Origin of the sequence: Janthinobacterium sp. JC611 (assembly GCF_018682595.1) — a bacterium.
GTDB lineage: Bacteria > Pseudomonadota > Gammaproteobacteria > Burkholderiales > Burkholderiaceae_D > Janthinobacterium.
The window spans coordinates 67,822-93,609 of record NZ_JAFLJN010000017.1 but is presented as its reverse complement, the minus strand read 5'-3'; the positions used below and the strand labels follow the sequence as shown (position 1 = coordinate 93,609).

At 66.2% G+C, this 25,788-nt stretch carries 14 protein-coding genes; 7 read left to right on the top strand and 7 right to left on the bottom strand.

From position 1 onward, the window contains the following. Nucleotides 1-33: 33 nt before the first annotated feature. The gene (locus J0O65_RS12410; protein WP_215407138.1) at nt 34-1,218 is read right to left on the bottom strand and encodes an isovaleryl-CoA dehydrogenase; all 1,185 of its coding nucleotides are present in this window, start codon (nt 1,216-1,218) and stop codon (nt 34-36) included. 122 nt (nt 1,219-1,340) lie between these two features. Then, nucleotides 1,341-1,745: a MerR family transcriptional regulator gene (locus J0O65_RS12405; RefSeq protein WP_071074963.1), complete on the bottom strand. Its 405-nt coding sequence runs from the start codon at nt 1,743-1,745 to the stop codon at nt 1,341-1,343. A gap of 706 nt (nt 1,746-2,451) precedes the next feature. Between J0O65_RS12405 and J0O65_RS12400 the strand changes: the two genes are divergently transcribed. Further along, nucleotides 2,452-2,859 (top strand): hypothetical protein, encoded by a 408-nt coding sequence (locus tag J0O65_RS12400; RefSeq protein ID WP_034753756.1) that lies wholly within the window; start codon nt 2,452-2,454, stop codon nt 2,857-2,859. Nucleotides 2,860-2,948: 89 nt separating this feature from the next. Beyond that, nucleotides 2,949-3,275, top strand: a complete 327-nt coding sequence (locus J0O65_RS12395) for a hypothetical protein (protein WP_215407158.1) — start codon at nt 2,949-2,951, stop codon at nt 3,273-3,275. Nucleotides 3,276-3,442: 167 nt separating this feature from the next. Here the strand turns inward: J0O65_RS12395 and J0O65_RS12390 are convergent, their stop codons facing one another. The 5 genes from J0O65_RS12390 to J0O65_RS12370 form a co-directional block, all read right to left on the bottom strand. Then, entirely contained in the window at nt 3,443-4,057 is a 615-nt protein-coding gene (locus tag J0O65_RS12390; protein WP_215407136.1) for a UbiX family flavin prenyltransferase, read from the bottom strand. Beyond that, nucleotides 4,050-4,361 (bottom strand): Grx4 family monothiol glutaredoxin, encoded by a 312-nt coding sequence (grxD, locus tag J0O65_RS12385; RefSeq protein ID WP_034753766.1) that lies wholly within the window; start codon nt 4,359-4,361, stop codon nt 4,050-4,052. Before grxD ends, J0O65_RS12390 begins: the two co-directional genes overlap by 8 nt. A 105-nt stretch (nt 4,362-4,466) precedes the next feature. Then, nucleotides 4,467-4,943: a GNAT family N-acetyltransferase gene (locus J0O65_RS12380; RefSeq protein ID WP_251373705.1), complete on the bottom strand. Its 477-nt coding sequence runs from the start codon at nt 4,941-4,943 to the stop codon at nt 4,467-4,469. A 4-nt stretch (nt 4,944-4,947) separates the two neighbouring features. Then, on the bottom strand, nt 4,948-7,296 hold the full coding sequence (locus J0O65_RS12375) for a Tex family protein (RefSeq protein WP_215407132.1): 2,349 nt from the start codon (nt 7,294-7,296) through the stop codon (nt 4,948-4,950). Nucleotides 7,297-7,390: 94 nt separating this feature from the next. After that, nucleotides 7,391-7,756, bottom strand: coding sequence for a hypothetical protein (locus J0O65_RS12370; RefSeq protein ID WP_215407130.1), 366 nt, complete (start codon nt 7,754-7,756; stop codon nt 7,391-7,393). A gap of 194 nt (nt 7,757-7,950) precedes the next feature. Between J0O65_RS12370 and J0O65_RS12365 the strand changes: the two genes are divergently transcribed. From J0O65_RS12365 to J0O65_RS12345, 5 genes are all read left to right on the top strand, one after another. Further along, the gene (locus tag J0O65_RS12365) at nt 7,951-8,676 is read left to right on the top strand and encodes a secretin and TonB N-terminal domain-containing protein (protein WP_215407129.1); all 726 of its coding nucleotides are present in this window, start codon (nt 7,951-7,953) and stop codon (nt 8,674-8,676) included. A 2-nt stretch (nt 8,677-8,678) separates the two neighbouring features. Beyond that, complete coding sequence (locus J0O65_RS12360) at nt 8,679-9,236, top strand: RNA polymerase sigma factor (protein ID WP_215407128.1); 558 nt, start codon at nt 8,679-8,681, stop codon at nt 9,234-9,236. Beyond that, a complete protein-coding gene (locus J0O65_RS12355) occupies nt 9,229-10,176 on the top strand; it encodes a FecR family protein (protein WP_215407127.1) in 948 nt (315 codons plus the stop codon). Before J0O65_RS12360 ends, J0O65_RS12355 begins: the two co-directional genes overlap by 8 nt. Before the next feature lie 180 nt (nt 10,177-10,356). After that, nucleotides 10,357-24,006 (top strand): filamentous hemagglutinin family protein, encoded by a 13,650-nt coding sequence (locus tag J0O65_RS12350; protein ID WP_215407126.1) that lies wholly within the window; start codon nt 10,357-10,359, stop codon nt 24,004-24,006. 141 nt (nt 24,007-24,147) lie between these two features. After that, nucleotides 24,148-25,779 (top strand): ShlB/FhaC/HecB family hemolysin secretion/activation protein, encoded by a 1,632-nt coding sequence (locus J0O65_RS12345; protein WP_215407125.1) that lies wholly within the window; start codon nt 24,148-24,150, stop codon nt 25,777-25,779. Nucleotides 25,780-25,788 lie beyond the last annotated feature (9 nt).

Sequence of the window (25,788 nt, the reverse complement as noted above, 5' to 3'; positions counted from 1 at the left end):
CTCATCACCCAGTCGATAATCGCGCGCCCGTGCTTACTTGGTTTCCGCAAACAGTTCGCGGCCTATCAGCATGCGGCGGATCTCGCTGGTCCCGGCGCCGATTTCGTACAGCTTGGCATCGCGCCACAGGCGGCCGGCCGGATACTCGTTGATGTAGCCGTTGCCGCCCAGGGCCTGGATCGCTTCGCCCGCCATCCAGGTCGCCTTCTCCGCACTATACAGAATGGCGCCGGCCGCATCCTTGCGCAACTGGCGCACGGCTTCCGGCGTGGTGGCGCGGTCGCAAGCCTGGCCCACCGCATACACATAGGCCTTGCACGCCATCATGGTCGAATACATATCGGCCAGTTTGCCCTGCATTAACTGGAATTCGCCGATGGGCTGGCCGAATTGCTTGCGGTCATGCACGTAGGGTACGACCAGGTCCATGCAGGCCTGCATGATGCCCAGCGGGCCGCCGGACAGCACGGTGCGCTCGAAATCGAGGCCCGACATCAGCACGTTGACGCCCTTGCCCAAGCCGCCGAGCACGTTTTCGGCCGGCACTTCGCAATCCTGGAACACCAGTTCGCCCGTGTGCGAGCCGCGCATGCCCAGCTTGTCGAGCTTTTGCGCGATGGAAAAGCCCTTGAAATTCTTTTCGATCAGGAACGCCGTCATGCCGCGCGGGCCCGCTTCCAGATCGTTCTTGGCGTACACCACCAGCACGTCCGCGTCGGGGCCGTTGGTGATCCACATCTTGGTGCCGTTCAAGACCCAGCGGTCACCCTTGAAGTCGGCGCGCAGCTTCATGCTGACGACGTCCGAGCCCGCGTTCGGTTCCGACATGGCCAGGGCGCCGATGTGTTCGCCCGTGATCAGCTTCGGCAGGTATTTGGCTTTTTGCTCGGCCGTGCCGTTGCGCTTGATCTGGTTCACGCACAGGTTCGAGTGGGCACCATAGGACAGGCCGACGGAGGCCGAGGCGCGCGAGATCTCTTCCATGGCGATGATGTGCGCCAGGTAACCCATGCCGGCGCCGCCGTATTCCTCGCTGACGGTGATGCCGAGCAAGCCCATGTCGCCCATCTTGCGCCACAGGTCCATGGGGAACTGGTCGGTGCGGTCGATTTCGGCCGCGCGCGGCGCGATTTCGGCGGCCGCGAATTGTTGGATCGCTACTCTTAGCGAGGCGATGTCTTCGCCGTGGTCAAAGGTCAAGCCTGGGAGATGGAGCATGTCGTCCTCGTCGTTATAAGTGTGGCGGTCATGGATGCCGGGTCAGTAAAGCTATGATACTCAGTTGTGACGTTTACGTAAACGTCAAGCGATGCGCGCGGCAAGCGCCGCCGTATCGATGCCTAGTTGGTTTGCGCCTGATCAAGGTTCAAGTCCGCCAGCATGCGCGCGCAAGCGTCTTCATGCGCGCTGATTTCCGCCAGCGCCATTTCGATATCGATGCGCTGCTGTTCCAGGGTTTGCCGGTGCTGCGCCAGCACGCCCAGGAAGCGGTCCATCTGCGCGCGCGTATCTTTCGGCGACTCGTACATGTCGACCAGGCTCTTGATTTCCGACAGTGCCAGGCCCAGGCGCTTGCCGCGCAGGGTCAGTTTCAATCGGGTGCGGTCGCGCGGCGTGTAGACGCGGCTGCGCCCGCCGGCGCCTTCACGTTTCGGGCTGAGCAAGCCCTGGTCTTCATAGAAACGGATGGCGCGCGCCGTGATGTCGAATTCCCGCGCCAGTTCGGTAATGGTATAGGTCGTCATGGGTGCGGGCGGTGTCGGTTGCATGGGTGGTCGTCAGATGGGGGGCGAGGCAATGGTGGCAAAGTGCCGTTTACGTCAACGTCAACACTATTGTAGCGTGCCCTGCCCGTGCTGCAACAAAGAAAAAAGCAGGCGTGAGCAAGGGGATTTGGCGAATAAGGCAACAATTACTGAAAATAAATTGATTCTTCTTGCGCAAACGCGCTTAAGATCGAGAGTTGGTGGCCAAGATGACACCAAAAAGAGCTTTCCTGGCATAACGGCGACATTTTTTTCGCTGTGATGGCAGTAAAATTTTTGGAACGCAGATTCTTTCCAGTAGGCACGATCAAAAAACAACGTTTCACGGTGCGCACGTCGCATAGATCGTTTCTATATTGAAAACAAAATGGCCCTTCTGAAAACTTTGTCTACAAGAAATTGTATGGCATGGGCATTGCGCGTATCGTTGGAGGAGGGCATTATCCGATACCGTATGTTGTAATGCCAAACCGAGGCTTTGAATCGTGCTGCAGTGCGAAAATCAAGGCTAGCCGCGAATTTGACCCGAAGCCACACAGAATCGCAAGAGAAAATTCGGCCCACTTTTTGACTTGAAAAGCCCGGCCAGAGTGTTAATTGTTAATTTATACTCTTTTCAAATGTAACAATCTGTATGGTCATTCAAGAAACTGACTTTCATGTTACAACATGAAATAGTACACCTATGAATTCTTCTAACGAACGCGAAAGCTTCAGCCAGCGACTTCAGTTGGCTCTCAAAAACGCCCATTACTCTCCAGACAGCCCGACCAGACTGGCCCGGGAATTCAATATCCGTTTCGACGGGCGCCCGATTACCGTGCATGCAGCTAGGAAATGGTTAGTAGGTGAAGCAATTCCCACGCAAGAGAAATTGCGCATGATTGCCCAATGGTTGGGCGTTCCGGCGGAATGGTTGCGTTTTGGCGGCCCGGAAAGCGCCACGCCAAACGGCGAAGCGGGCAGCGCTTTATCGCGGTTTGAGTCCGCCGATGTGAAATTAATTGCCGATTTGCAAAGATTAGATGAACATCATCGTCAAATCGCGCGAGAATTTATTCGCATGCTGGTGCGCGTCAACTACCAAAAGTAAGCATCCAGGCCTTCCCCGGCCGGCGCCGTCCGCCTTTCGCTGGCGGTGCTTCCCCCGTCCTTTTATTTGCGCAGCGTCATACTGGAGACATGATTTTGCCGCACAATAAGACCTCGCATGTTGCGCTGCAGCGGGATTATTTGAGAATAATCCCGCACGCAGCGGCGCAGCGGCCAATACCAGCGCATAATCACATCGGAAGCAGCCAGTTCATCCACTACGGAGCCGAGCATTTGAGCCGTCTTATGAAAAGTAACTACAGCAATACCGCGCAGCTGAAGGACTTGATGACCGTGCCCCCCATGACTGCCGCGCAACATGCGGAAGTGATGCGCAAACGGATCGCCCACCGCAGGATGGTTGAAGAAGCCAGGGATTTGAAGCAGGCCAGTGCCGTTCAGTTCGAAAAACGCTGAGTGGTGGATGCCTGACCAAAGCTGTTGCGCGTCGGCATAGCTAGCCTGCGATGCTCACCGGCTCGGCGCCCCCGTGCTTCTGCACGGTTGCGCTTCTCGACTAGCTCTTCCTTCCGCTCGCTACGCTTTTGTCAGGCATCGTGATGCCAGTTAATTCGTGACGCCAACTAGAGGATAGGGGTGTCGCCAGCGGACTTCAAACCATTCCACCGCGGTGCCAGGCTGTGCTCGATGCCGAGCAGGTCGATGACGCGCGCCACCGTATGGTCGACCATCTGCGCGATGCTCTGCGGGTGGTGATAAAAGCTGGGCAAGGGCGGGAAGATGATGCCGCCCATTTCCGTGACGGCCGTCATGTTGCGCAGGTGCGCCAGGTTGAACGGCGTTTCGCGCACCATCAGGATCAGGCGGCGGCGCTCCTTGAGCACCACGTCGGCCGCCCGCGTGATCAAATTATCCGACAAGCCATGCGCCACGGCCGCCAGGGTCTTCATCGAGCACGGCGCGACGACCATGCCATCCGACTGAAACGAGCCGCTGGCGATGCTTGCGCCGATGTCGCGCAGCTTGTGCACCACGTGCGCCTGCGCTTCGATGTCCTTGCGCCCCACGCCCGTTTCCTGGTGCAGGGTCAATACGGCGGCATCGGACAGGACCAGATGCGTCTCGACGCCGGGGATGGCGGCGAGCAATTGCAGCAGCCGCAAGCCATACACGGCGCCCGTGGCGCCCGTGATGGCCACGACGATACGGCGCGGCCGCGCAAGTGGACTATCAGGCATCGAGCAGGGACTTCAGTTCGCCCGATTCAAACATTTCATTCATGATATCGGAACCACCGATGAACTCGCCTTTGACATACAGCTGCGGAATGGTTGGCCAGTTCGAGTAATCCTTGATGCCCTGGCGCACTTCCGGGTCATCCAGCACGTTGACAGTGGCGATGTTTTCCACGCCGCACGCTTTCAGGATCTGGATGGCGCGGCCGGAAAAGCCGCACTGCGGGAACTGGGCCGTGCCCTTCATGAACAGCACGACTGGCGTGTTCGTCACGGTTTCTTTGATCCAGGTTTGTACGTCGCTCATAGCTGCCTCTGATGGGTAAATAAATAGATGCCGTCATTTTATAAGAAAACGCCGGCACGGGTATGCGCTCAGGTCATAAATCGGGCAAGTCAGCCACGTTGGCGTTTATAACTGCTTGCCCAGGCACACCGATTGTGCCGCGCCCACGTATTTGCCCCAGGCTACGACGGGTGTATAGCCGTGTTTGGCATAAAAGGCCACCGCGCGGGCATTCGCCACGCGGGTGGACAGGTACAGGGCCTGGTAGCCATGCACGCGCGCCTGCGCTTCCACATGGGCCAGCAAGGCCGCGCCCACGCCCAGGCCACCTTGGCCCGGGCGCGCATACATGCGCTTGAGCTCTGCCGTGGCGCTGTCCGGCTCGCCCAGCGGCCGCAGGGCGGCGCAGCCCAGCAGTTCACCGGTGCCGTCGCGGGCAATATAAAAGCCGCCGCGCGGCGTGGCCGCCTCGGCATCGAACGAGGAGCGGCCGCTGTCGCCGTTGATGCGCAGCAACGCTTCCGACAATGCATCGAGCAGCGACTGCGCATCCGGGCTGGCCGCGTCCGCCGCCAGGATGACAAGGTCCTGCCCGGTGGCCAAGGGCTTAGCCGCGCAGCTTGGCGAATGCGGCGGCCATGCTGCCTGCCGGTTCGGGCGCATTGCGCGATTGCGACTGGTGCTGGGCCATGCTGCGGCGGTCGTTGCGGTCGCCACGCTGCTCGGGTTTGCTGCCGGCCTGCGGCGCGCTGTCCGTCAAGCGCATGGTCAGCGCGATGCGCTTGCGCTTTTCATCGACTTCCAGCACTTTGACGCGCACCACTTGTCCCGCTTTCACCACCGTGTGCGGGTCCTTGACGAAGGTGTTCGACAGGGCCGAGATGTGCACGAGGCCATCCTGGTGCACGCCGATGTCGACGAAGGCGCCAAAGGCGGCCACGTTGGTGACCACGCCTTCGAGAATCATGTCCGGGCGCAAGTCGCGGATTTCTTCCACGCCTTCCTTGAAGGTGGCGGTGGTGAATTCCGGACGCGGGTCGCGGCCCGGCTTTTCCAGTTCCTTCAAGATGTCGGAAATGGTTGGCACGCCAAACGTGTCATCCGCATATTTTGCCGGGCTCAAGGTTTTCAGCAGGGCCGTTTCGCCGATGACGGCCTTGATATCCTTCTTGATATCGGCCAGGATCTTTTCCACCAGCGGGTACGATTCCGGGTGGACGGCCGAGGCGTCCAGCGGGTTGTCTCCGCCCATCACGCGCAAAAAGCCCGCCGCCTGTTCGTACGTTTTATCGCCCAGGCGCGGCACGGCCTTCAAGGCCGCGCGCGAGGTGAAGGCGCCCTTCATGTCGCGGTAGGTGACGATGCTTTGCGCCACGCTGGCCGACAGGCCGGAGACGCGCGCCAGCAGCGGCGCCGACGCCGTGTTCACGTCCACGCCCACGGCGTTCACGCAATCTTCCACCACGGCATCGAGCGAGCGGGCCAGCTGGCTTTGGCTCACGTCATGCTGGTACTGGCCCACGCCGATCGATTTCGGGTCGATCTTCACCAGTTCGGCCAGCGGGTCTTGCAGGCGGCGGGCGATCGAGACGGCGCCGCGCAGCGACACGTCCATGTCCGGCAACTCTTTCGAGGCGAATTCGGACGCCGAATACACTGACGCGCCCGCTTCCGAGACGACGATCTTCGTCATCTTCGCTTCCGGGTGTTGCTTGATCAAATCCTGCGCCAGTTTATCCGTCTCGCGCGAGGCGGTGCCGTTGCCGATGGAAATGAGCGACACATTGTGCTTGGCGGCAAGACGGCCCAGGGTGTGCAAGGAACCATCCCAGTCGTTTTTCGGCTGGTGCGGGTAGATCACGGCCGTGTCGACCACTTTACCGGTGGCATCGACCACGGCGACCTTGACGCCCGTGCGCAGGCCAGGATCGAGGCCCATGGTGGCGCGCTGGCCGGCCGGCGCGGCCAGCAGCAGCGCCTTCAGATTGGTGGCGAACACATTGATGGCGTCGAGTTCCGAACGTTCGCGCAGCGCGCCCATCAGTTCCGTTTCCAGGTGCATGAAGCTTTTCACGCGCCAGGTCCAGCGCGCCGTATCGGCCAGCCATTTGTCGGCCGGACGGCCCTGTTGCTTGATGCCGAAGCGGGCGGCGATGCGGCCTTCGCACGGATTGTGCGGCGCATCCCACTTCGGTTTTTCCGCTTCCGTGTCCAGGCGCAGGGTGACGTCGAGGATGCCTTCGCGGCGGCCGCGCAGCAGCGCCAGCGCGCGGTGCGAGGGGACGGTGGAAATGGTTTCCGAGTAATCGAAATAATCGGCGAATTTTTCGCCTTCGTCCTGCTTGCCTTCCACCACTTTCGATTCGACGATACCGTGTTCCTGCACGTATTCGCGCAGGGTTTGCAGCAAGGTCGCGTCTTCGGCGAAACGCTCCATCAGGATCTGGCGCGCGCCATCGAGGGCCGCCTTGGTGTCGGCCACGCCCGGGTTGTTGCCGTCGGCACTAGTAAACGCTTCGCGCAGGAACTTGCCCGCTTCCATTTCCGGCGTCAGTTCCGGGTTCTCCAGCAAGCCGTCGGCCAGCGGCATCAGGCCCGCTTCGATGGCGATCTGCGCCTTCGTGCGGCGCTTCTGTTTGTACGGCAAATACAGGTCTTCCAGGCGCGTCTTGTCTTCCGCGTGCATGACGGCGTCGAGCAGCTCGGGCGTCATCTTGTTCTGTTCCGTGATCGACGCCACGATGGCGGCACGCCGCTCTTCCAGTTCGCGCAGGTAGCGCAAACGCTCTTCGAGCAGGCGCAACTGGATATCGTCGAGGCCGCCGGTCGCTTCCTTGCGGTAACGGGCGATGAAGGGCACGGTGGCGCCTTCGTCGAGCAGTTCGATGGCGGCGGCAACCTGCACCGGTTTGGCGGCAAGTTCAAGGGCAAGACGTTGTTCGATAGTGGGCAGCATGGTTGTTTCCAGAGCGATCAAGCCTGGAATGATACGCAATCGGCGCGATTGCGCAATCTTGACAGCGCAAATGGACTGTGCGTTGACAACGGCGTCAACGGGGCGGCAGCAGCGGGCTGGCGGGCGGCGGCGGCGCCGGTCTCTGCGGCGTGACGGATTTGCCAAAGGCATTGCCCATGCGGTGTTCGAGGGCGGCGCGGTTGTACAGGCCCAGCTGGTTCGACGGGCGCTGCACGATCGCTTCCGCGCCGGACAGGGCCGGCGGCTGGCGGTTTAATGTGTTGCTTTCTGGTAATAACTTTTCATTCAAGCAAGACATCGATGGCGCGCGCTGGCCATTCGCTTCCACTTCCACACAGCCATTCCGCGGCGCGGCGGCCTGCACGACGACGGTGTGCTCGTCCGCCTGCGCGGGCAGGGCGGCGCAGGCCAGCAGCAACAGTGATAACAGGCGCGCCATGGCGGCTCCCGGAGCGGTGAACAGGCTGCCAGCATAGCAAGGTCATGTGTCGCGGCGATGACAAGCACGCGTGCCCGCGCATGCGCCATGTCATGCAGTTGTCATTTTACGAAGCTACCATCTTGCCATTCTGCAGACAACATTGCAGTCAAGACACTTCATAAGCAGGCTCTTTTCGTTGATTTCCCTGGAAAATGACACGAACCCACCGCCGCACCGCAACGGGCAATGCCCTGGCCTTGTCCGCTTGTTTGCTGATGACATTGATGACCTTCGTGCGGCCGGCCGCGGGCGCGGACGGTGCTGACCCCGGCGCGCACGCGACCCTGCGCTTCGACTTGCCCGCCCAGCCGCTCGACGCGGCCCTGGTGGCGTTTGGCGAAGTGACCGGGTATTCCGTGCTCGTCAGCAGCCAGCTGGCGGCCGGGAGAGTGGCGGCCCCCGTGCGTGGCGACTACACGCCGGCCGAGGCGCTGCAGCGCTTGCTCGTCGGCACCCAATTGGGGGCGCGCTTCAGCGGCAGCAATGCGTTCACCTTGCTGGCGCTGGCCGACGCCCCCGTGGCGCCGGCGCCCGTGCCGGCCGGGGCCGCTCTTGCCGCGCCACCGTTGCAGGGGTATGCGGCCATCCTGCAGCGTTCGCTCACGCGCGCCCTGTGCCGCTTGCATCCGGACGCGTTCGGCCGCTACCGCCTGGCCTTCCAGTTGTGGCTCGATGAGCGGGGCAAGGTGCGCGCCGTGCATGTGCTCGAAGCGAGCGGCGTGGAACAGCGCGACCGCGCCGTGCTGCAGCGCCTGCGCAGCCTGCTGATGGATGGCGCGCCGCCTGCCGGCTTGCCGCAGCCGCTGACGATTTTACTGACGCCGCGGCCCGACCCGGGCGCCGATTGCGCGCCCTACCTCCCGGCCGGGGCGCCCTGAGCATGTCGGAATTACTCAAAACCACCTTGCGCAAGTTGTTCCTGGAACGCTACGGACAGTTTCGCCGCCACTTGCAGCGCCGCCTGGGCTCGGAAGACCTGGCCAACGACGCGCTGCATGAAACGTATTTGCGCGTGGAACGGATGACCGCGCCCGAGGCGATCAGCTACCCGTCCGCCTACCTGATGCGCATCGCCATCAACATTGCGGAAGATCAACGCCGCGACAATGCGCGCCTGCTCAGCCTGCCCGACATCGACGAGTTGTACGAGATGGCCGATGAATTGGCCGACCCGGCCCGTACCTACAGCGCGCGCGCCGAACTGGACGAACTGGAGCGGGCCTTGCAGGAGTTGCCGAAACGCCGGCGCGCCATCGTCATCGCCGCCCGCGTCGACCAGTTGCCGCACCGCGACATCGCCGAGCGCTTCGGCATTTCCGCCCGCACGGTGGAGAAGGAATTGCGCGCCGGACTCGAACATTGCTGCGAGCGCATGGGACGCGATTTCATCCAGCGCTTCGGTCCCGGCGCGGGAAAAACGTCTAAACATCATGATTGAACAAGCGGAAGACGACATGGGTGTCATCCAGAAGGAAGCGCAGGCGTGGGTCGTGCGCCTGGCCTCGGGCCAGGTCAGCGAGCGCGATGCGCAAGTGTTTCGCCACTGGTGCGCGCGCAGCCGCGCCCACGCGACGGCATTTGCCGAGGCGCGCGCCGTGTGGGGCGCCATGGCGCCGGCCGCGCGCGCCGTCCGGCGGGCGCAGGCGCCCGTCAACATGGCGCGGCGCGCCTGGCTCGGTGGCGCCGTGGCGGCCTCGCTGGGCTTGCTGGTGCTGCGCCCGCCCACGGACCTGTGGCCGGCCGTGGCCGGCCTGGGCGCCGACTATGCCACCGGCACGGGCGAGCAGCGCGAAGTGGCGCTCGACGGCGGCGTGCTGGTGCAGATGAATACGCAGACGCGCCTCGACGCGGCACCGCCGCAGGACGGCGCCACGGCGCTGGTGCTGCTGGCGGGCGAGGCGGAATTCCAGGCCGGCGTGCGCGGCGCGGCGCGCGTGCGCGTGCAGGCGGGCGACGGCAGCGTGTCGGCCGGCAGCGCGCGTTTCAATATCCGCCTGTTCGGCCAGGAAGTGTGCGTGACGTGCCTGGCGGGCCGCCTGCGCGTGGCGCAGGCCGGCAACGATGCGGAGCTGGCGGCCGGCCAGCAGCTGCGCTACCGGCCTGAGCATTTCGGCATCGCCCGCGCGGTGATAAAAAGCGACGTCAGCGCGTGGCGCCAGCGCCTGCTGGTATTCAAGCAAAGCACCCTGGCCGAGGTGGTGGACGAGGTGAACCGCTACCGTCCCGGCAAGCTGATCCTCAATGGCGACGCCTTGAAACTCACGCGCGTGCAGGCCAGCTTTTCGCTCGACCGCCTCGATGACGTGATCGCCCTGATCCAGGATGCGTATGGCGCGCGCGTGACGCGGTTGCCGGGCGGCATCGTGCTGTTCGGCTAGCGATGCACGCCGATGGCATGCCGCCAATTATGACATTTTCATGACCTTTTGCAGTCCCGGACCTTGTTCCCTGTCAATGCTGCTGGAAGCCGCGAATCAGTGCCTGCCGCCCGCCCCGTGCGTGCCGCGCGCCGCCTCGCGATATCGGTCAGCAACGGAACATGAAAAGGGAATGTCGCCATGCAGCGAAGCAAGTCGGTCACGAAACACGCATCCTCCTCCGCCATGGCGGGCAACCGGACCGGTCTCCCGGTGCGCCTGAAACCGCTGGCGCTGGCCATCGCCATGCTGCTGCAGGCGGGCGGCGCGCAGGCGCAGCAGCCGTTCAGCGGCGCCTGGTTTGCCGGCAAGGGCGCGCAGCAGGGGACGGCCGCCAGCACGGGACGCTTGCCGAATGGCCAGCCGGCCACGTCGCTGAACAATCCTTTGCTGCAGCAGCAGAAGGCGGAAGGCAAGCTGCAGCAATCGCTGAATAACCTGTTGCTGGCCGCGCGCGGCATCGCCGCCGAGCAGGCGGTGCAGGCAGCCGCGCGCCAGGCGGCGCTGGCGGCGGGCGGCGCTCCCGATGGCCTGGTCAAGGGCGGCTTGCAGGTCGACAGCAACAGCCTGACGGCTGGCTGGCTCAATGCCCAGGGACCGGTGCAGACCCAGGCCGACGGCAAGACCGTCGTGAAGGTCGTGCAGACGGACGACAAGGCGATACTGAACTGGGAAAGCTTTAACGTCGGCAAGAACACCACCTTGCAATTCGACCAGAAATCGAACTGGTCCGTATTGAACCGGGTGAATGATCCGCTGGCGCGCCCCAGCCAGATCCAGGGCCAGATCAAGGCCGACGGCACGGTGATGATCGTCAACCGCAACGGCATCGTGTTTACGGGCAGCAGCCAGGTCGATACGCGCAATCTGGCGGCCGCCGCCATGGGCATGAGCGACAGCCAGTTCAAGAGCGGCCTGTACGGCAAGGCGCAGGGCACGGGCGCCGTGCCGACCTTTGCGAATGACTTGTTGCTGGAGCAGAATACCTTCAAGCATGGCAAGGCCGAGGCCGATGTCGTCGTCGCCGCCGGCGCGCGCATCGACACGCGCAAGCCGCAGACGGTGACGGAAGGCGGCGGCTATGTGCTGCTGGCCGGCCGCGGCGTCGACAACGCGGGCGCCATCACCACGCCGAACGGCCAGACCACGCTGGCCGCCGGCGACGCCATCGTCGTGCGCCCGGGCCAGGGCACGGACAAGAACCAGTATTCGAGCACGCGCGGCAATGAAGTCGGGATGCTGCGCGCGGCCGGCAGCGACGCCGGCGCCGTCGTCAACAGCGGCTTGATCCAGTCGGCCGGCGGCGACATCACGCTGAGCGGCAACACGCTGCGCCAGGACGGCGTGCTGCTGTCGAGCACCTCCGTCAACGGCCGCGGCGCCATCCACCTGGCGGCGGCGGGCGACGACGCCAAGGTCACCATGGGACGCGGCAGCGTCAGCGCCATTTTGATCGACGACAACGGCGCCACGGCGCTCGATGTGCAGCGCGACACCCTGCTGAAAGACACGGGCAAGGGAACGGACACGCCGCTGGACCGGCGCGACCAGTCGCTGGTGCGCATCGTGTCCGCCGGCAACGTGGAGTTCGAAGGCGATTCGCTGACCCTCGCCACGGGCGGCCAGGTGCTGGTCGACGCGGCCCGCCGCAGCCACGTGGCGCGCGACGCCGCCATCGACGTCTCCGGCGCCGTCGGCGTGAAGGTCGACATGAGCAGCAACAATGTGCTGATCAACGTGCAGGGCAACGAGCAGCGCGACGCGCCCGGCAGCCGCGACGCCAAATACCTGAACAACAGCGATGTGTGGGTCGACCGCCGCGACCTGGTGCTGGTGCCGGCCGGCACGAATGGCTATGCCACGGACCGCTGGTACACGGCCGGCGGCTTGCTGGAAGTGAGTGGCTACCTGAACACCAGCGGCCACGGCATCGGTGAATGGGCGGCACAGGGCGGCACCGTCGGCTTTGGCGGCGGCGAAGTGGTGACGCAGGCCGGCTCGCGCATCAACATCGCCGGCGGCTCGCTGGACGTGCAGACGGGCATGGTCAAGCAGACGTGGCTGAAGGGCGCCGATGGCGCGATGTATAAACTGAGCACGGCGCCGGGCGACAACCTGTACACGGGCTTGTACCGCGGCTATGAAAGCACGCATGCGCGCTGGGGCGCGAACACGACGGAAACCTACGCGAATGCCCTGATCGGCCCGCGCGAACGCCTGGAAAACGGCTATACGGTGGGCCGCGATGCGGGCCGCCTGATCGTTTCCACGGGCGCGGCCGTGCTGGAAGGCGATATCGACACGTCCGTGTTCCAGGGCGAGCGCCAGCAGCGCAAGCGCGACGACGGCGTGGATGGCTACAAGCAGGCGCAGACGTCGGCGGCGCGCGCCGGTCAATTGATCGTCGGCAAAATGACGCCCGTCTTCGATACCAAGACGGGCCAGTTGCGCGACAGCCCGCAAGCCGTGCTGGACAAGGTACAAATCGGCAAGGTGGCCGGCATCGCCGATGGCCAGTTGCTGGATGCCGCCTTGCCGGCCGCGCGCAGCCAGACCTTGCAGCTCGACGCCGATTGGCTCAACGGGCTGGAATTGGGCGCGCTCAATATCTATGCCTACGACAAGCTCGACGTCAATGCCGACGTGCGCGTGGCCGATGGCGGCGACATCGCCCTGCACGCCACCGACGTGGCGCTGAAAGCGAACGTGAGCGCGCGCGGCGGCAGCATCGCCGCCGGCGACATCGTCTCGCGCTACCTGGCGAACGCGGGCGCGGTATGGGCCGAAGGCAAGCTGGTGCCGGACATCCGTCCCACGGGAACGGCCGGCGTGCGCGTGGCGCCCGGCGTGCGTCTCGATGCGCGCGGCGTGTGGAGCAACCTGGAACTCGATCCGGGCGCCGTCGCCGGTTTGCCGTATGTGAATGGCGGCAAGGTCAGCCTGAAAAGCTCGGGCGGCATCGACCTGACGCGCGGCAGCGTCATCGACGTCTCGTCCGGCGCGGCCCTGATGGGCAATGGCAGCCTGCAGGGCGGGCGCGGCGGCGACATCACCCTGGCGGTCGATCTGCCGACGGAGAAGGCGCCGACGGGCGCCATGCTCAAGCTCGACGGCGAATTGCGCGGCCATGGCGTGAAAGGCGGCGGACGCCTGGTGATCGACAGCGGCGCGGCCGTCAGCATCGGCGGCACGCTGCTCGACGGCGACGTGTTGCCAGGTGGTAGCAGTTCGCCGCTGGCCCTGCGCCTGGCCGATGAATTCCTGATCGCCAAGGGCGAGAAGATTCCCTTCGATTTCGCGCTCAGCACCAGCTTGATCAAGCCGGGCCAGAGCCTGGACAAGCCCGTGACGGTGGACGTGTCGGCGCAGAAACCGCTGGTGCTGGGGGCCGATCTGCTGGTGCCGCCGGGCGCCTCTGTCGTCACCGCCGGCGGCACATCGGTCTGGGGCGGCTCCATCGCTCCGGCCGGTAGCGTGTTGACGGCCATCAATGGCCTGCCTGCCGGTTTCGTGGTCTCGGCGGCGGTCTTTCCGAACGGTTTGCCGATCCAGCCGGTGACGACGCAGTATGCGGCTGGCAGCATCGCGAGCGACGACTTGCGCGCGCCGCGCGGCATGCGCTTGCCGGCCGGCGTCACGTTGGGACGCGACGTTGCCGTGCAGCCCATGCTGGCGCTGGACGCCAGCCTGTTCCAGAGCGGTTTTGCCGACTACGCCATCACGGGCCGCGATGGCGTCGTGGTGGTCAAGGATGCGCATATCGACGTCACCATGCCCGTGCTGCGTTTCAATCCCGCCGCGGGCCATACGGTGGCGGGCGGCACCGATCCGGGCGCCGCGCTGGAACTGTGGACGCCGGAGCTGTACCAGGAAGATGCGCGCAAGGCCCGTCTGACGCAGCGCGCCGGCGCCAACCTGTCGCTGACGGCCGGCAGCCCGCACGTGAAGGGCGCCCTGGCGGTGGCCCAGGGCGCCGTCATCCAGGTCGATCCTGGCCGCCAGATCAACCTGACGGGCAACGACCAGATCACCGTCGATGGGCGGCTCGACGCCTGGGGCGGCAAGATCGCCATCCTGCCCGGCACGTTTGGCACGGGCAATGATGTGGACTTGCCGAACGGTAAGGGACAAGCGACGTCGATCTGGATCGGCGACAAGGCCGTGCTGGACGTGGCGGGGCGCGCCACGGTCGCCACCGACATGCGCGGCGGCCGTTATGGCCGCGCGGACCAGGGCGGCAGCATCGAAATCGGCGCCCGCTACAAGGCTGACGCCGCCAGCGTCGACGCGGCCGACGCCTTTGTCGTCGTGCGTCCGGGCGCCCTGCTCGACGCCAGCGGCGCGCAAGCCGCACTGGACTTGCCGAACCAGGGCGCCGTCAACGTGGCCGGCAACGGCGGCTTGATTGCGCTCAGTTCGTACAACGGCATCTTTGCCGACGGCACCCTGCGCGCCGCGGCCGGTGGCGCCGGTGCGGCCGGCGGCACCTTGGCGTTGGCGCTGGACACCCCCAATTACGGCAAGGTCGACCGCTATAACTTGCAAGGCGGCAACGTAGACAACGTGGTGCGCGTGCCGCGCGAAATGCTGCTGGCGCAGGTGCAGGGCGAGAGCGCCTTGCCCGTCGACCTGCGCGCCGGCCAGCAGGATGCGGCGCTGCGCTACGGCAGCGCGCGCCTGGGCGTCGATCGCGTGCAGGCGGGCGGCTTCGACAACCTGGCCCTGCATGTGAATGGCATGCTCGGTTTTGACGGCGACGTCAAGCTGTCGCTGGGCCAGAGCCTGCGCCTGAGCGCCACCTCGCTGGGGCTGGCGCAGCAGCCTTTGCCCGATGGCCAGGAGAAGCCGACCAGCCTTGCCAGCCAGGTGCATCTGACGGCGCCGTATGTGCGCCTGGGCACGGCCGTGCGTGCGCAGAAGGATGACCACATCGTGCCGAATGCCGTGAAAGGCTCGAAAAACCTGGGCGCGGGACGCGGCATGCTGGGCGTGCCGCTGGTGGCCGAGGATTCCCTGCTGCAGATCGATGCGGGCATGCTCGACATCGCGGGCGAGGTCAACATGGGCACGCGCGGCACCATCGCGCAGAGCAGCGGCGCCGACCTGGTGGTCGAGCGCGATGCCTTCGAGCAGCTGACCCTGAACAGCCGCGGCGACATGCGCCTGTCGAACAGCGCCGCCCTGTACCAGCCGGGCAATGCCACCCTGGCGGCCGCGCAAATCTACCCGGCCACGGGCGACAGCGGCATGGTCACGGTGGGCCAGAAGAGCGCCATCGACGAGTACGGCATCATCCGCGTCACGCTCGATCCGCTGCGCACGCTCGATATCGGGCGCAGCGCCGGCAGCGCCACGCCGAACCAGCCGTTCTCCGTGTTTGGCAGCCTGAGCCTGGTCGCCCCCACGATCAACCAGCATGGCGTGCTGCGCGCGCCGCTGGGCCAGATCAAGCTGGGCGCCGAAGGCTATGAAGCCAATACGGGCCATGTCAATCTGTTGCCAGGCAGCCTGACGTCCGTCAGCGCGAAAGGCTTGACGATGCCGTACGGCGGCACGCTCGATGGCCTCAGCTACCTGTATGACGGCAACGACGTCGTGTTCAAGGGCGTGGGCAACGGCCCCGAGATTGCCTTGACGGGCGCCGCCATCGACGTGCAGGCCGGCGCCGTGCTCGACCTGTCGGGCGGCGGCACCTTGACGGGCGCGGCCTTCCTGGCCGGACGCGGCGGCTCCACCGATGCGCGCCTCAACCCGCTGGTGCAGATGAAGCCGAACGGCGGCTTCACCCTGCCCGGCCTGAACACCAATCCCGTGTACGCCATCATTCCCGGCGTACAGCCGGACGTGGCGCCTTTGACGGCCGAGCAAGGCGCGGGCAAGCCCGCCGTGGGACGCCAGATCACCATAGCCGCGGGCGTGCCCGGCCTGGCGGCCGGCACCTACACCTTGCTGCCATCGACTTTCGCCCTGCTGCCCGGTGCATTCCGCGTGGAACTGAATGGCCTGGCCGGCGCCGTCGAGACAGGCGGCACGATCGCCATGCGCAATGGCTCGTTTGCCACGGCGGCGCAGACGGGCGTGGCGGGCACGGCGTTCCGCGACGCGGTGGCGCAGCAAGCCATCCTGACGCCGGCCGACGTGTTGCGCAGCTATTCGCAATACAATGAAACGGGCTATGCCGCCTTCGCCGTGGCGCAGGCCACGCGCGACGGCGTGCCGCGCGCCATGCTCGAACGCGACGCCAAGGGCGTGCGGCTGCAACTGATCGCTCCGTCCCTGCACAGCGTCGAGAACAACCATACGCCATTGATGATGGATGGCAGCACCCTTTACGCGCCGGCCGAGGGCGGTTTCGGCGGCTCCCTGCTGCTGGGCACGGGAACCCATGCATCGACGCGCTACGAAGTGCTGGCCGACGGCACGGCGCCGCTGGCCGATTTCGATGGCGTCTCCGTGCATGCGTCGCAGATCAATGCCTTCGGCGCCCAGCGCGTGGGCATCGGCGGCTTGCCGCGCGTGACCTACAGCGATTTCGCCACGGGCAGCAACCAGCGCGCCAATATCGCCGCCATCAACGAATCGGCGGGCGGCATCGTGCTGCGCGACGGCGCCGTGCTGAAGGCGGCCGAAGTGTTCCTGGTGACGGCGAGAAAAGACGACGGCATCATCCTCGAGCAGGGTTCCGGCATCAATACGCTGGGCCGCGGCAAGGCGGCCTGGGACTCGCGCGACGGCTATGTGTACCAGCCGATGGGCAGCGTGCTGGCCGTCTCGAACGGCTGGCTGGACATGCTGCCGGCCGCCGCGCCATCGTCCGAATCGTATGGCCCCGGCATCATCGACATCGGCGCCTGCAGGAAGGCGGACGGCGCCTGCGGCGGCGGCACCTCGCTGTATTCCGAGGGCACCATCGCCGCCGTGACGGAGCGCGCGTTTACGCTGCGCGACAACGTGCGCTACGGCACGCGCAACCTGGTGCTGGCGATGGGGGCGATCAATGTCGGCAGCGAGGCCTCGCTGGCGGACGCCAGCGCCCGCGGCGCCCTGCCGGACGGCCTGGCGCTGAACCAGGGCGTGCTCGACCGCCTGCTGCGCGGCGACACCAGCACGGGCGCACCGGCGCTGGAAAGCCTGGGCTTGACGGCGCGCAACTCCTTCAACTTCTATGATTCGTCGCAGCTGTCGACCATCGATGCGGCCACGGGCAAGTCGTCGCTGTCGCGCCTGGTGCTCAATACGCCGGCCATCTACGGCTATGGCGGCGCGGACGCGCTGGCGCGCATCCACACGGACACCCTCGTATGGCAGGGCGCGACGAACGCGCCCGGCGCCGTGGTGGCGAATGGCCCCGGCACGGGCAGCGGCCGCCTGCAGGTCGATGCCAAGCGCATCGAGTTCGGCTTCACGCCGGACAGCCGTCCCGACACCATCCACAAGCTGGACCGCCTGGTGCTGGGCTTCGGCCAGGTGGCGCTGAACGCCAGCGAACAGCTGACGGCCAACAACAAGGGCAGCCTGTCCGTCTACCAGTCGCAAAGCGCGTGGGATACGGCCACCAATGGCTACCGCTACAGCGGCGGCGATTTGCTGATCAATACGCCGCTGCTGACGGGCGCGGCCGGCTCCGTCAACCGCATCACGGCGGGCGGCGACCTGAAGGTGAGCGCACCGGCAGGCGCGGCCGCCGCCACGCCGACGAATGCGGCGCTGGCCGGCGCCCTGGGCGCCGAAGTGGCGCTGAGCGGCAACAATGTCAGCGTGGATACGTCGGTGGTCTTGCCAAGCGGAAAATTGACCCTGTCGGCCGAGCGCGATGTGCTGCTGGGCGACAAGGCCAAGCTGGACCTGGCGGGCCGCAAGATCGATTTCTACGACACCAGCAAGTACAGCTGGGGCGGCGATGTGATCCTCGACAGCCGCGAAGGCGATGTGCGCCAGGCCGCCGCCTCCGTGATCGACGTGTCTGCCGTGAACAACCGCGCCGGCAAGCTGAGCGCGACAGCCACCGGTGACGCTGCCGGCAGCGTCGATTTGCGCGGCACCTTGCTGGGCGGCGCCAGCGGCAGCTATGACGCGGGCGGCACTCAGGTAGGCTACGCGGCCGGCGGCGTGGACATCCGCGCCCAGCATGTCGGCGACTTCGCCGGCCTGAACCAGCGTTTGAACACGGGCAAGGTGTACGGCAGCCGCAGCTTCCAGCTCAAGCAGGGCAATTTGACCATCGGCGACGAGCTCAAGGCGCGCGAAGTGAGCGTCTCCGTCGACGGCGGCAGCCTGACGGTGCATGGCCGCATCGACGCCAGCGGCGAACAGGTGGGCAGCATCCGCCTGGCCGGCCGCGACGGCGTCACCATCCAGTCCGGCGCCGTGCTCGATGCGCACGGCACGCTGCTGCGCACGGACAGCTATGGCCAGGTGATCGAGGCGCCGAACCGCGCCGTGATCGAACTGGCATCGCCTGGCGGCCGCCTGACCCTGGAAAACGGCGCGCGCTTCGACCTGCGCAGCGGCGAGGCAGGCAAAGGCGGCGGCAACTACGGCAGCATCGACCTGAACGCGCGCCGCCTCGGCGGCGCCACGGGCGACGATATCGACATCGATGCGGCCGGCGCACTGAACATCGCCGGCGCGCGCACCGTCAACGTCAACGCCTTCTGGCAGTACAAGGATGCCCCGGCTGGCGCCGGCAAGGATGCGGACGGCCGCAGCTACCAGAGCATCAACCAGGCTTACCTGGACGAGAAGCACGGGGACAGCCAGGCCTTCATGGTCAATGCGCTGGCGAACGGCAACTTGATGAACAACAAATTGCGCGGCTTGCGCGGCGATGCGAACGCCTTCCACCTGCGTCCCGGCGTCGAGATCGTCAGCGCCACGCCGGGCGGCGACCTGCATGTCGATGGCGACATCGACCTGTCCGGCCACCGCTACGACGGCGTCAATCCGCTGGCGCGCCTGAGCGGCGTGTACGGCTCGGGCGAGGCCGGTGCGCTGGTGCTGCGCGCCGGTGGCAAGCTCAGCGTCTTTGGCAGCATCACCGATGGTTTCGATACCCGCACCCTGCCCGTCACGGTCGATGACAAGGGCTGGCAGCTGGTGAAAGGCCGGCTGCCGTGGGGCGGCGAGGTCGTCGTGCCCGCCGCGAACCTGGTGACCCTGGCCGAGGACACGTATTTCAAATCGGGCACGAGCGTCAATTTCGCCGTGCCGATGAAAGCCATGGAGCTGCGCAGCGGCACCTTGCTGGCGGCGCGCGCCACCTTGACGGCGGAGTTGAACTTGCCAGCAGGCAGCGTGCTGGGCGGCGCCGTGCGCAATGCCGACGGCAGCGTGCTGTACGCGGCCGGCACCGTCTTGCCCAAGGCGCTGACCTTATCGAGCGGCATGCAGCTCGATGCCGGCCTGCGCCTGCCCGGCGCCGCCAAGGTGGCGGCCATGGTGTGGCCGGCGAACGTGGCCTTGCCCTTCCCGGAAGGCCAACCGCGCGACACGGGCGATAGCGTCAATGCCATCAATGGCGTGGTGCTGGCCTCCGCGCTGGCGCTGGACAAGGGCAGCGTGCTGCCAGCCGGCACGCTGGTCAAGCTGCCTGGCGACGCGACCATGGTGGCGCTGCGCAGCGAGGATGGCAGCGGCAGCCAGGGCCGCAACCTGGCGCTGGCGCCCATGCTGGCCCAGGGTTCGCAAGCGTGGTCGCTGCGCCTGGTGGGCGGCGCCGATACGGCCGCGGCCGATACGCGCGCGCTGCGGCCGCATGCGAAGGACGCCCATCTGATGCTGGCCGATACGCATTACGGCATGGGGGAAAAGACGTCGGTCAAGCCGGGTACGGGTTTGCCGGGCAAATATATCTTCAGTGAACAAGCCATCAGCGAGGGCATGCCGGAAGGCGAGGTTGATATCGAGACGTGGTTTGGCAGCGAAGAGATCATGCTGGAGTACTATGCCCATTATGTGATCAAGGTGGCGGACGGCACGCCGCCCGAATATGTGACCAATGTGGAACCGGCGCGCCAGCCCCTGTTCAGTGTGCTGCGCACGGGCACGGGCGACCTCGACTTGCTGGCCGCGGGCGACTTCGACATGCGTTCGCTGTATGGCGTCTATACGGCGGGCACGCAGTCGGCCTCGCCGCTGGTCGATGGCAAGGATCTGTTCAACTTGCCGCGCGGCCTGAACGCCAAGGGCCAGCTGCTCGGCGCCCTGGGCGACAAGCTGACGCGCTTCGTCGATGGCGGCAGCGAGAGCCTGTACCGCGCCTGGTATCCCGAGCACGGCGGCAATCTGCTGCTGCGCGCCCAGGGCGACGTCAAGGGCGATACCCTGGGCACCTCCACGCAACGCCGCGAAGATGCCATCGGCTTCCTCAACGCGCAGCAGGACACCAGCGATATCGGCAGCTGGCTGTGGCGCCAGGGCAGCGGCAGCACGGGCGCGGGCGTGCCGACGGCGTGGTGGGTCAATTTCGGCACCTACGTCGCGCGCCCCGAAGGCGGCGACCTGTTTGCCGGCTTGCCGGTCGTGTCGGGCTTTACGGGCATCGGCACCCTGGGCGGCGGCAATGTGCTGCTGCAGGCGGGCGGCGACGCCGGCATGCTGACCTCGCGTGCCGACCCGGCCGGCGAATTCGCGCCGCGCAGCCAGGGCCTGAACGTGGCCGTGGGCAGCACGGGCAGGGTGACGCCGGACGGCAAGCTGCTGCTGACGGGCGGGGGCGACCTCGACATCCGCATCGGCGGCGGCCTCAATCCGGTCGCCGCGGTGCGCAGTTTCGACCGCAACGGCGACTTCGCGAATGTCGATACGCGCTTCGAGCGCCAGTATCCCACGCTCAACAGTACCTTCACCAACCTGCGTGGCGCGCTGCGCATGGAGGCGGGCGCCGTGGGCGGCGTCGAACTGCGTTTCGACCGCGCCGATCCGACGGAATCGCGGCCGTACGAAACCTATACGGCGGGCACGGCGATTGCCAGCGGCGGACCTGTCCTGGTGCCGGGCGACAGCGGCGTGCGCATCGATGCGCGCGGCGACCTGGTGCTGGGCGGCACGGCCGATGCGGGCCGCGTGAAGCAGCTGGGCAACGGTTCGCCGTTTAACTACCAGGGCGTGGCGCGCACCGGCGAAGGCTGGAGCTGGTTCTCGCTGTGGACGCCGGCCACCGCCATCGACCTGTTCAGCGCGGGCGGCAACTTGACGCCCACCTCGTCCTGGATCAATTCGACGCTCGGCGACAACCACGCGCCGACGGATGCACGCTTCGTCATGCCGTCCGTGCTGCGCGCCGTGGCCGCCAGCGGCAGCTTGTACTACGGCAATGCCAGCCTGGGCAGGTTGGGCGAGAACGGCAAGGTCGACATGCCGCAAAACGGCGTGATCCTGGCGCCGTCGCCGGTGGCGCCGCAATTTGTCAAGACGGGCACGGGCCAGCTGGAAATGCTGGCCGCCGATTCCATCCATGCGGCCGGCTATCCGATCACCCCATCGGGCGCCGACCCGCGCCTGCTGCCGAACCCGTTCAATCCGGGCTTCGTCGGCGCCCTCGATAAAGTCTGGTACGGCCTGCTGCCGCTGCACAACGTCAGCGCGAATGCGCTGGCGCCCGGCGCGCTGAAATGGTTCGGCTCGACCCCGAACGGTGCCAGCGATGCCGGGCAACAACTGTATCCGCTGTTCAGCATGACGCCGCCGACGGTGTCCGACTATGTGCCGGCAGGCCAGCTGCCCGCGCGTTTCTATGCCAGCAGCGGCGACATCGTCGGTCTGCGCACGGGCGGTATCGTGTACCGGGGCAACCTGAAGGGCGTCAGCGGCGCCCTGGGCCTGTGGTACGAGGGCGGCGGCGCCGTGGCCGTGCGTGCCGGACGCGACATCGTCAACTCGGGCACGCCGCTCGGCAGCGTCGAGGGCGTGCCGGAAGGCGCGGCCGGATGGACCAGCCAGGGCTTTGTCGGCCGGCCGGACTATCCGGACAAGCCGGTCGTCACCGGCAGCTCGACGGCGCGCGGCAACCTGTTCGTGCACCGCCATGCCGATGACGTTTCCGTCGTCAGCGCCGGGCGCGATATCCGCTACAGCACCTTCTATGTGGCGGGGCCGGGCCAGCTCAATGTGAGCGCCGGACGCGACCTGTACATGGCCGACAAGGGCGAGCTGCGCAGCCTCGGTTCCATCGTCAGCACCGGTCCCGGCGAGCGCGGCAATGGCGCCGGCATCGCCGTGGCCGCCGGCGTGGGGCGCAACGGCCCCGACTATGCGGCCTTCGCGGCGCGCTACCTGGACCCGGCCAAGCTGGCCGACCCGGGCCGGCCGCTGGCCGACCAGGCCGGCAGCGCCGTGTATGTCTACGGCGGCAAGCTGACCCTGGCCGACTGGCTGCGCGGCCAGTTCGGCTACAAAGGCGACGAGGCGGGCGCGACCGCCTTCCTCGGCACGAAGCAGGCGGAACTGGAAAAAGCCGGCCAGCAAACGGGCGGCGTGCGGCGCGACCTGGCGCGCGAATACGCGCAGGTCAGCCAGCTGCACCTGGTGAACTGGCTGACGACGCGCTTTGGCGGCGACAGCGGCCTGGGCATTCGCTATGACCCGGCCACCGATGCGCGCAGCTTCTTTGCCGCCTTGCCGAAGGAACAGCAGCAGGTGTACCTGAGCAATGTCTACTTTGCCGAGCTGAAGGCGGCCGGGCGCGAGTACAACGATCCGGACGGCGTGCGCCGCGGCAGCTACCTGCGCGGCCGCGAAGCCATCGCCACCCTCTTCCCGGCGCAGGACAAGGCGGGCAAGAAAATCGAGTACAAGGGCGACCTGACGATGTTCAGCAGCGCGCTGTACACGGTCAACGACTACGACGGCATCTATACCAAGCGGCCGCTGGCGGGCGTGCGCTACCTGAGCCCGCAGGAGTGGGCCGAGGCGGGGCGTCCGACCGTCAACGTGCCGCACGTGATCGTCAACGATGCGGGCATCCACACGGATTTCGGCGGCGACATCGGCATCACGGTGCCGGGCGGCCGCGCGCTGATCGGCGTCGACGGCGGCTATGCGCCGGGCGAAGGCTCGGGCGTGCTGACGCAGGGACAGGGCGACATCCAGATGTATGCGAAAGACAGCATCCTGCTGGGCCAGAGCCGCATCTTCACCACCTTCGGCGGCAACATCCTGGCCTGGTCGGCCACGGGCGACATCAATGCGGGCCGCGGCACCAAGTCCACCGTCGTCTACACGCCGCAGCGCCGCGCCTACGACAGCATCGGCCTCGTCAGCCTGTCGCCGAGCACGCCGACGACGGGCGCCGGCATCGCCACCCTGAACCCGATCCCGGAGGTGCCGCCCGGCGACATCGACCTGATCGCCCCGCTGGGCAGCATCGACGCGGGCGAGGCGGGCATCCGCGTCTCGGGCAACGTCAACCTGGCGGCCTTGCAGGTGGTCAACGCGGAAAACATCCAGGTACAGGGCAAGGCCACGGGCGTGCCAACCATCGCCTCGGTGAACGTGGGCGCACTGAGCAATGCCAGCGCGGCCGCCTCGCAAGCCGTGACGGCGGCGCAGGACGTGCTGCAGCGCGAACGGGCCGCCACGCGTCAGGCGCAGCCGTCGCTGTTCACGGTGAAGGTGCTGGGCTTTGGCAACGAGCAGGCGGACGAAGCCGGTGTTGGCAAGCACCAGGGCGGTGAACCGCAGGCGTCCAGCTATCAGCCGGCCGGCGTGGTGCAGGTGCTGGGGGCGGGGCCGTTGACGGCGCCGCAGCTGCAGGCGCTCACGCCGAACGAGCGGCGCGGCCTGCAACCGTGAGTTTTATGAACATTTGATGACATTCGGCAGTCGCCGCGCGCGGCGGCTGTCTAGGCATCAGTAGAGCAGCATTAGCAACAAAAAAACGCCGGCCCAGCGCCGCAACACAGGGCAACCGTTTGATTTTAAGGTGAATGGAAGATGCGTGAGATGACAAAACAGGGCAAGGGGGCGGCACCCGCGGCACCCGCGACCGCCTTGACGATGCTGTGCCTGGCCATGCTGGCGCCGCCCGGCATGGCGCGCGCGCAGGACGCGCTCCCGGTGGCCGTGGCCGCGCCGGAACGGCAGGTGACGATCGAGGAATACCTGGTGCGCGGCAATACCGTGCTCGATGCGCGTGCCATCGAAGAGGCGGTGACGCCCTTCCTGGGGCCGGGCCGCACCCTGAAGGACGTGGAAAGGGCGCGCGACGCCCTCGTTGCTGCCTATCAAGCGCGCGGCTACCAGTCCGTCTATGTGGACTTGCCGGAGCAGCAGGTGGAGCAGGGCGTGGTGGTGCTGCAGGTGAGCGAAACGAAGGTGGGACGCTTGCGCGTGGTCGGTGCGCAATACAACTCGCCGCTCGACGTGCGCCAGCAAGTGCCGGCCCTGACGGAAGGCAAGGTGCCCGACTTTACGCAGGCGCAAGTGGAACTGACGGCCTTGAACCGCGGACCCAAGCGCCAGGTGATGCCGCTGGTCAAGCAGGGCAGCTTGCCCGGCACCATGGACGTGGACTTGAAAGTGGACGACAGCAGCCCGTGGCGCGCCAGCGTGGGCTTGAACAACGATTACAGCGCCGATACCAAAAAATTGCGCACCAGTATGTCGGTCGGTCACGACAACCTGTGGCAGATGGGGCATAGCGCCAGCATCAGCTTTTTCGGCACGCCGGGCGACCTGAACCAGACCAAGGTGTGGTCCGCCTCGTACGTGGCGCCCATCGGCACGCAGGGCTGGAGCGTGGAAGCGACCGGCTACCAGTCGAACAGCAACGTGGCCAGCACGGGCGGCACCAGCGTGCTGGGCAAGGGCCACGCGCTGGGCATGAAAGTCAACTACACGGTGCCCAACAGCGGCATCTGGTGGCACAGCTTTTCTGCCGGTATCGATTTCAAGGATAACCAGGAAGCCTTGAAGCTCAATGGTACGGGCAGCAATATTCCGCTCAAGTACGTGCCCCTGAGCGTGTCGTACAACGGCTTTGCGCAGACGGACGCGGCGACGTACGGCCTGGGCCTGTCGCTGGTGGCCGGCACGCGCGCTTCGTTCGGCTACGGCAGCGACAGCGCCGCCTACGACAACAAGCGCTACAAGGCCTCGCCCAGCTTCCTCGTGTTGAAGGGCGACGCCAACGCCACCTACACCCTGGGCAGCGGCGCGCAGCTGCACGGGCGCATGTCGGGCCAATTGGCCGACGCGGCGCTCGTGTCGGGCGAGCAGATGGCCGCCGGCGGCGCCAATTCCGTGCGCGGCTACCTGTCGGCCGAAGCGACGGGAGATTACGGCATTTCCGGCACCGTCGAATGGCGCACGCCCCAGCTGACGTATTTCAGCCGCCTGGAAAACTGGCGCCTGTTTGCCTTCGCCGATGGCGCGCGCCTGCGCCTGCGCGATCCGATGATCGAGCAGAAAGACCTGTTCGGCCTGGCGTCCGTGGGCGTGGGCAGCAGCTTCCAGTTCCTGCGCTACCTGAATGGCCGCATCGATTTCGCTTACCCGCTGCGCGATGGCCCGCGCACGCACAAACACGTGCGCCGCATCAATTTCAACCTGTCTGCCAGCTACTGACGGGCCAGC

Coding starts and splice junctions, on each gene's coding strand:
- J0O65_RS12410 (WP_215407138.1), bottom strand. CDS start 1,218: ATGCTCCATCTCCCAGGCTTGACCTTTGACCACGGCGAAGACATCGCC.
- J0O65_RS12405 (WP_071074963.1), bottom strand. CDS start 1,745: ATGACGACCTATACCATTACCGAACTGGCGCGGGAATTCGACATCACG.
- J0O65_RS12400 (WP_034753756.1), top strand. CDS start 2,452: ATGAATTCTTCTAACGAACGCGAAAGCTTCAGCCAGCGACTTCAGTTG.
- J0O65_RS12395 (WP_215407158.1), top strand. CDS start 2,949: ATGATTTTGCCGCACAATAAGACCTCGCATGTTGCGCTGCAGCGGGAT.
- J0O65_RS12390 (WP_215407136.1), bottom strand. CDS start 4,057: ATGCCTGATAGTCCACTTGCGCGGCCGCGCCGTATCGTCGTGGCCATC.
- grxD (WP_034753766.1), bottom strand. CDS start 4,361: ATGAGCGACGTACAAACCTGGATCAAAGAAACCGTGACGAACACGCCA.
- J0O65_RS12375 (WP_215407132.1), bottom strand. CDS start 7,296: ATGCTGCCCACTATCGAACAACGTCTTGCCCTTGAACTTGCCGCCAAA.
- J0O65_RS12370 (WP_215407130.1), bottom strand. CDS start 7,756: ATGGCGCGCCTGTTATCACTGTTGCTGCTGGCCTGCGCCGCCCTGCCC.
- J0O65_RS12365 (WP_215407129.1), top strand. CDS start 7,951: ATGACACGAACCCACCGCCGCACCGCAACGGGCAATGCCCTGGCCTTG.
- J0O65_RS12360 (WP_215407128.1), top strand. CDS start 8,679: ATGTCGGAATTACTCAAAACCACCTTGCGCAAGTTGTTCCTGGAACGC.
- J0O65_RS12355 (WP_215407127.1), top strand. CDS start 9,229: ATGATTGAACAAGCGGAAGACGACATGGGTGTCATCCAGAAGGAAGCG.
- J0O65_RS12350 (WP_215407126.1), top strand. CDS start 10,357: ATGCAGCGAAGCAAGTCGGTCACGAAACACGCATCCTCCTCCGCCATG.
- J0O65_RS12345 (WP_215407125.1), top strand. CDS start 24,148: ATGCGTGAGATGACAAAACAGGGCAAGGGGGCGGCACCCGCGGCACCC.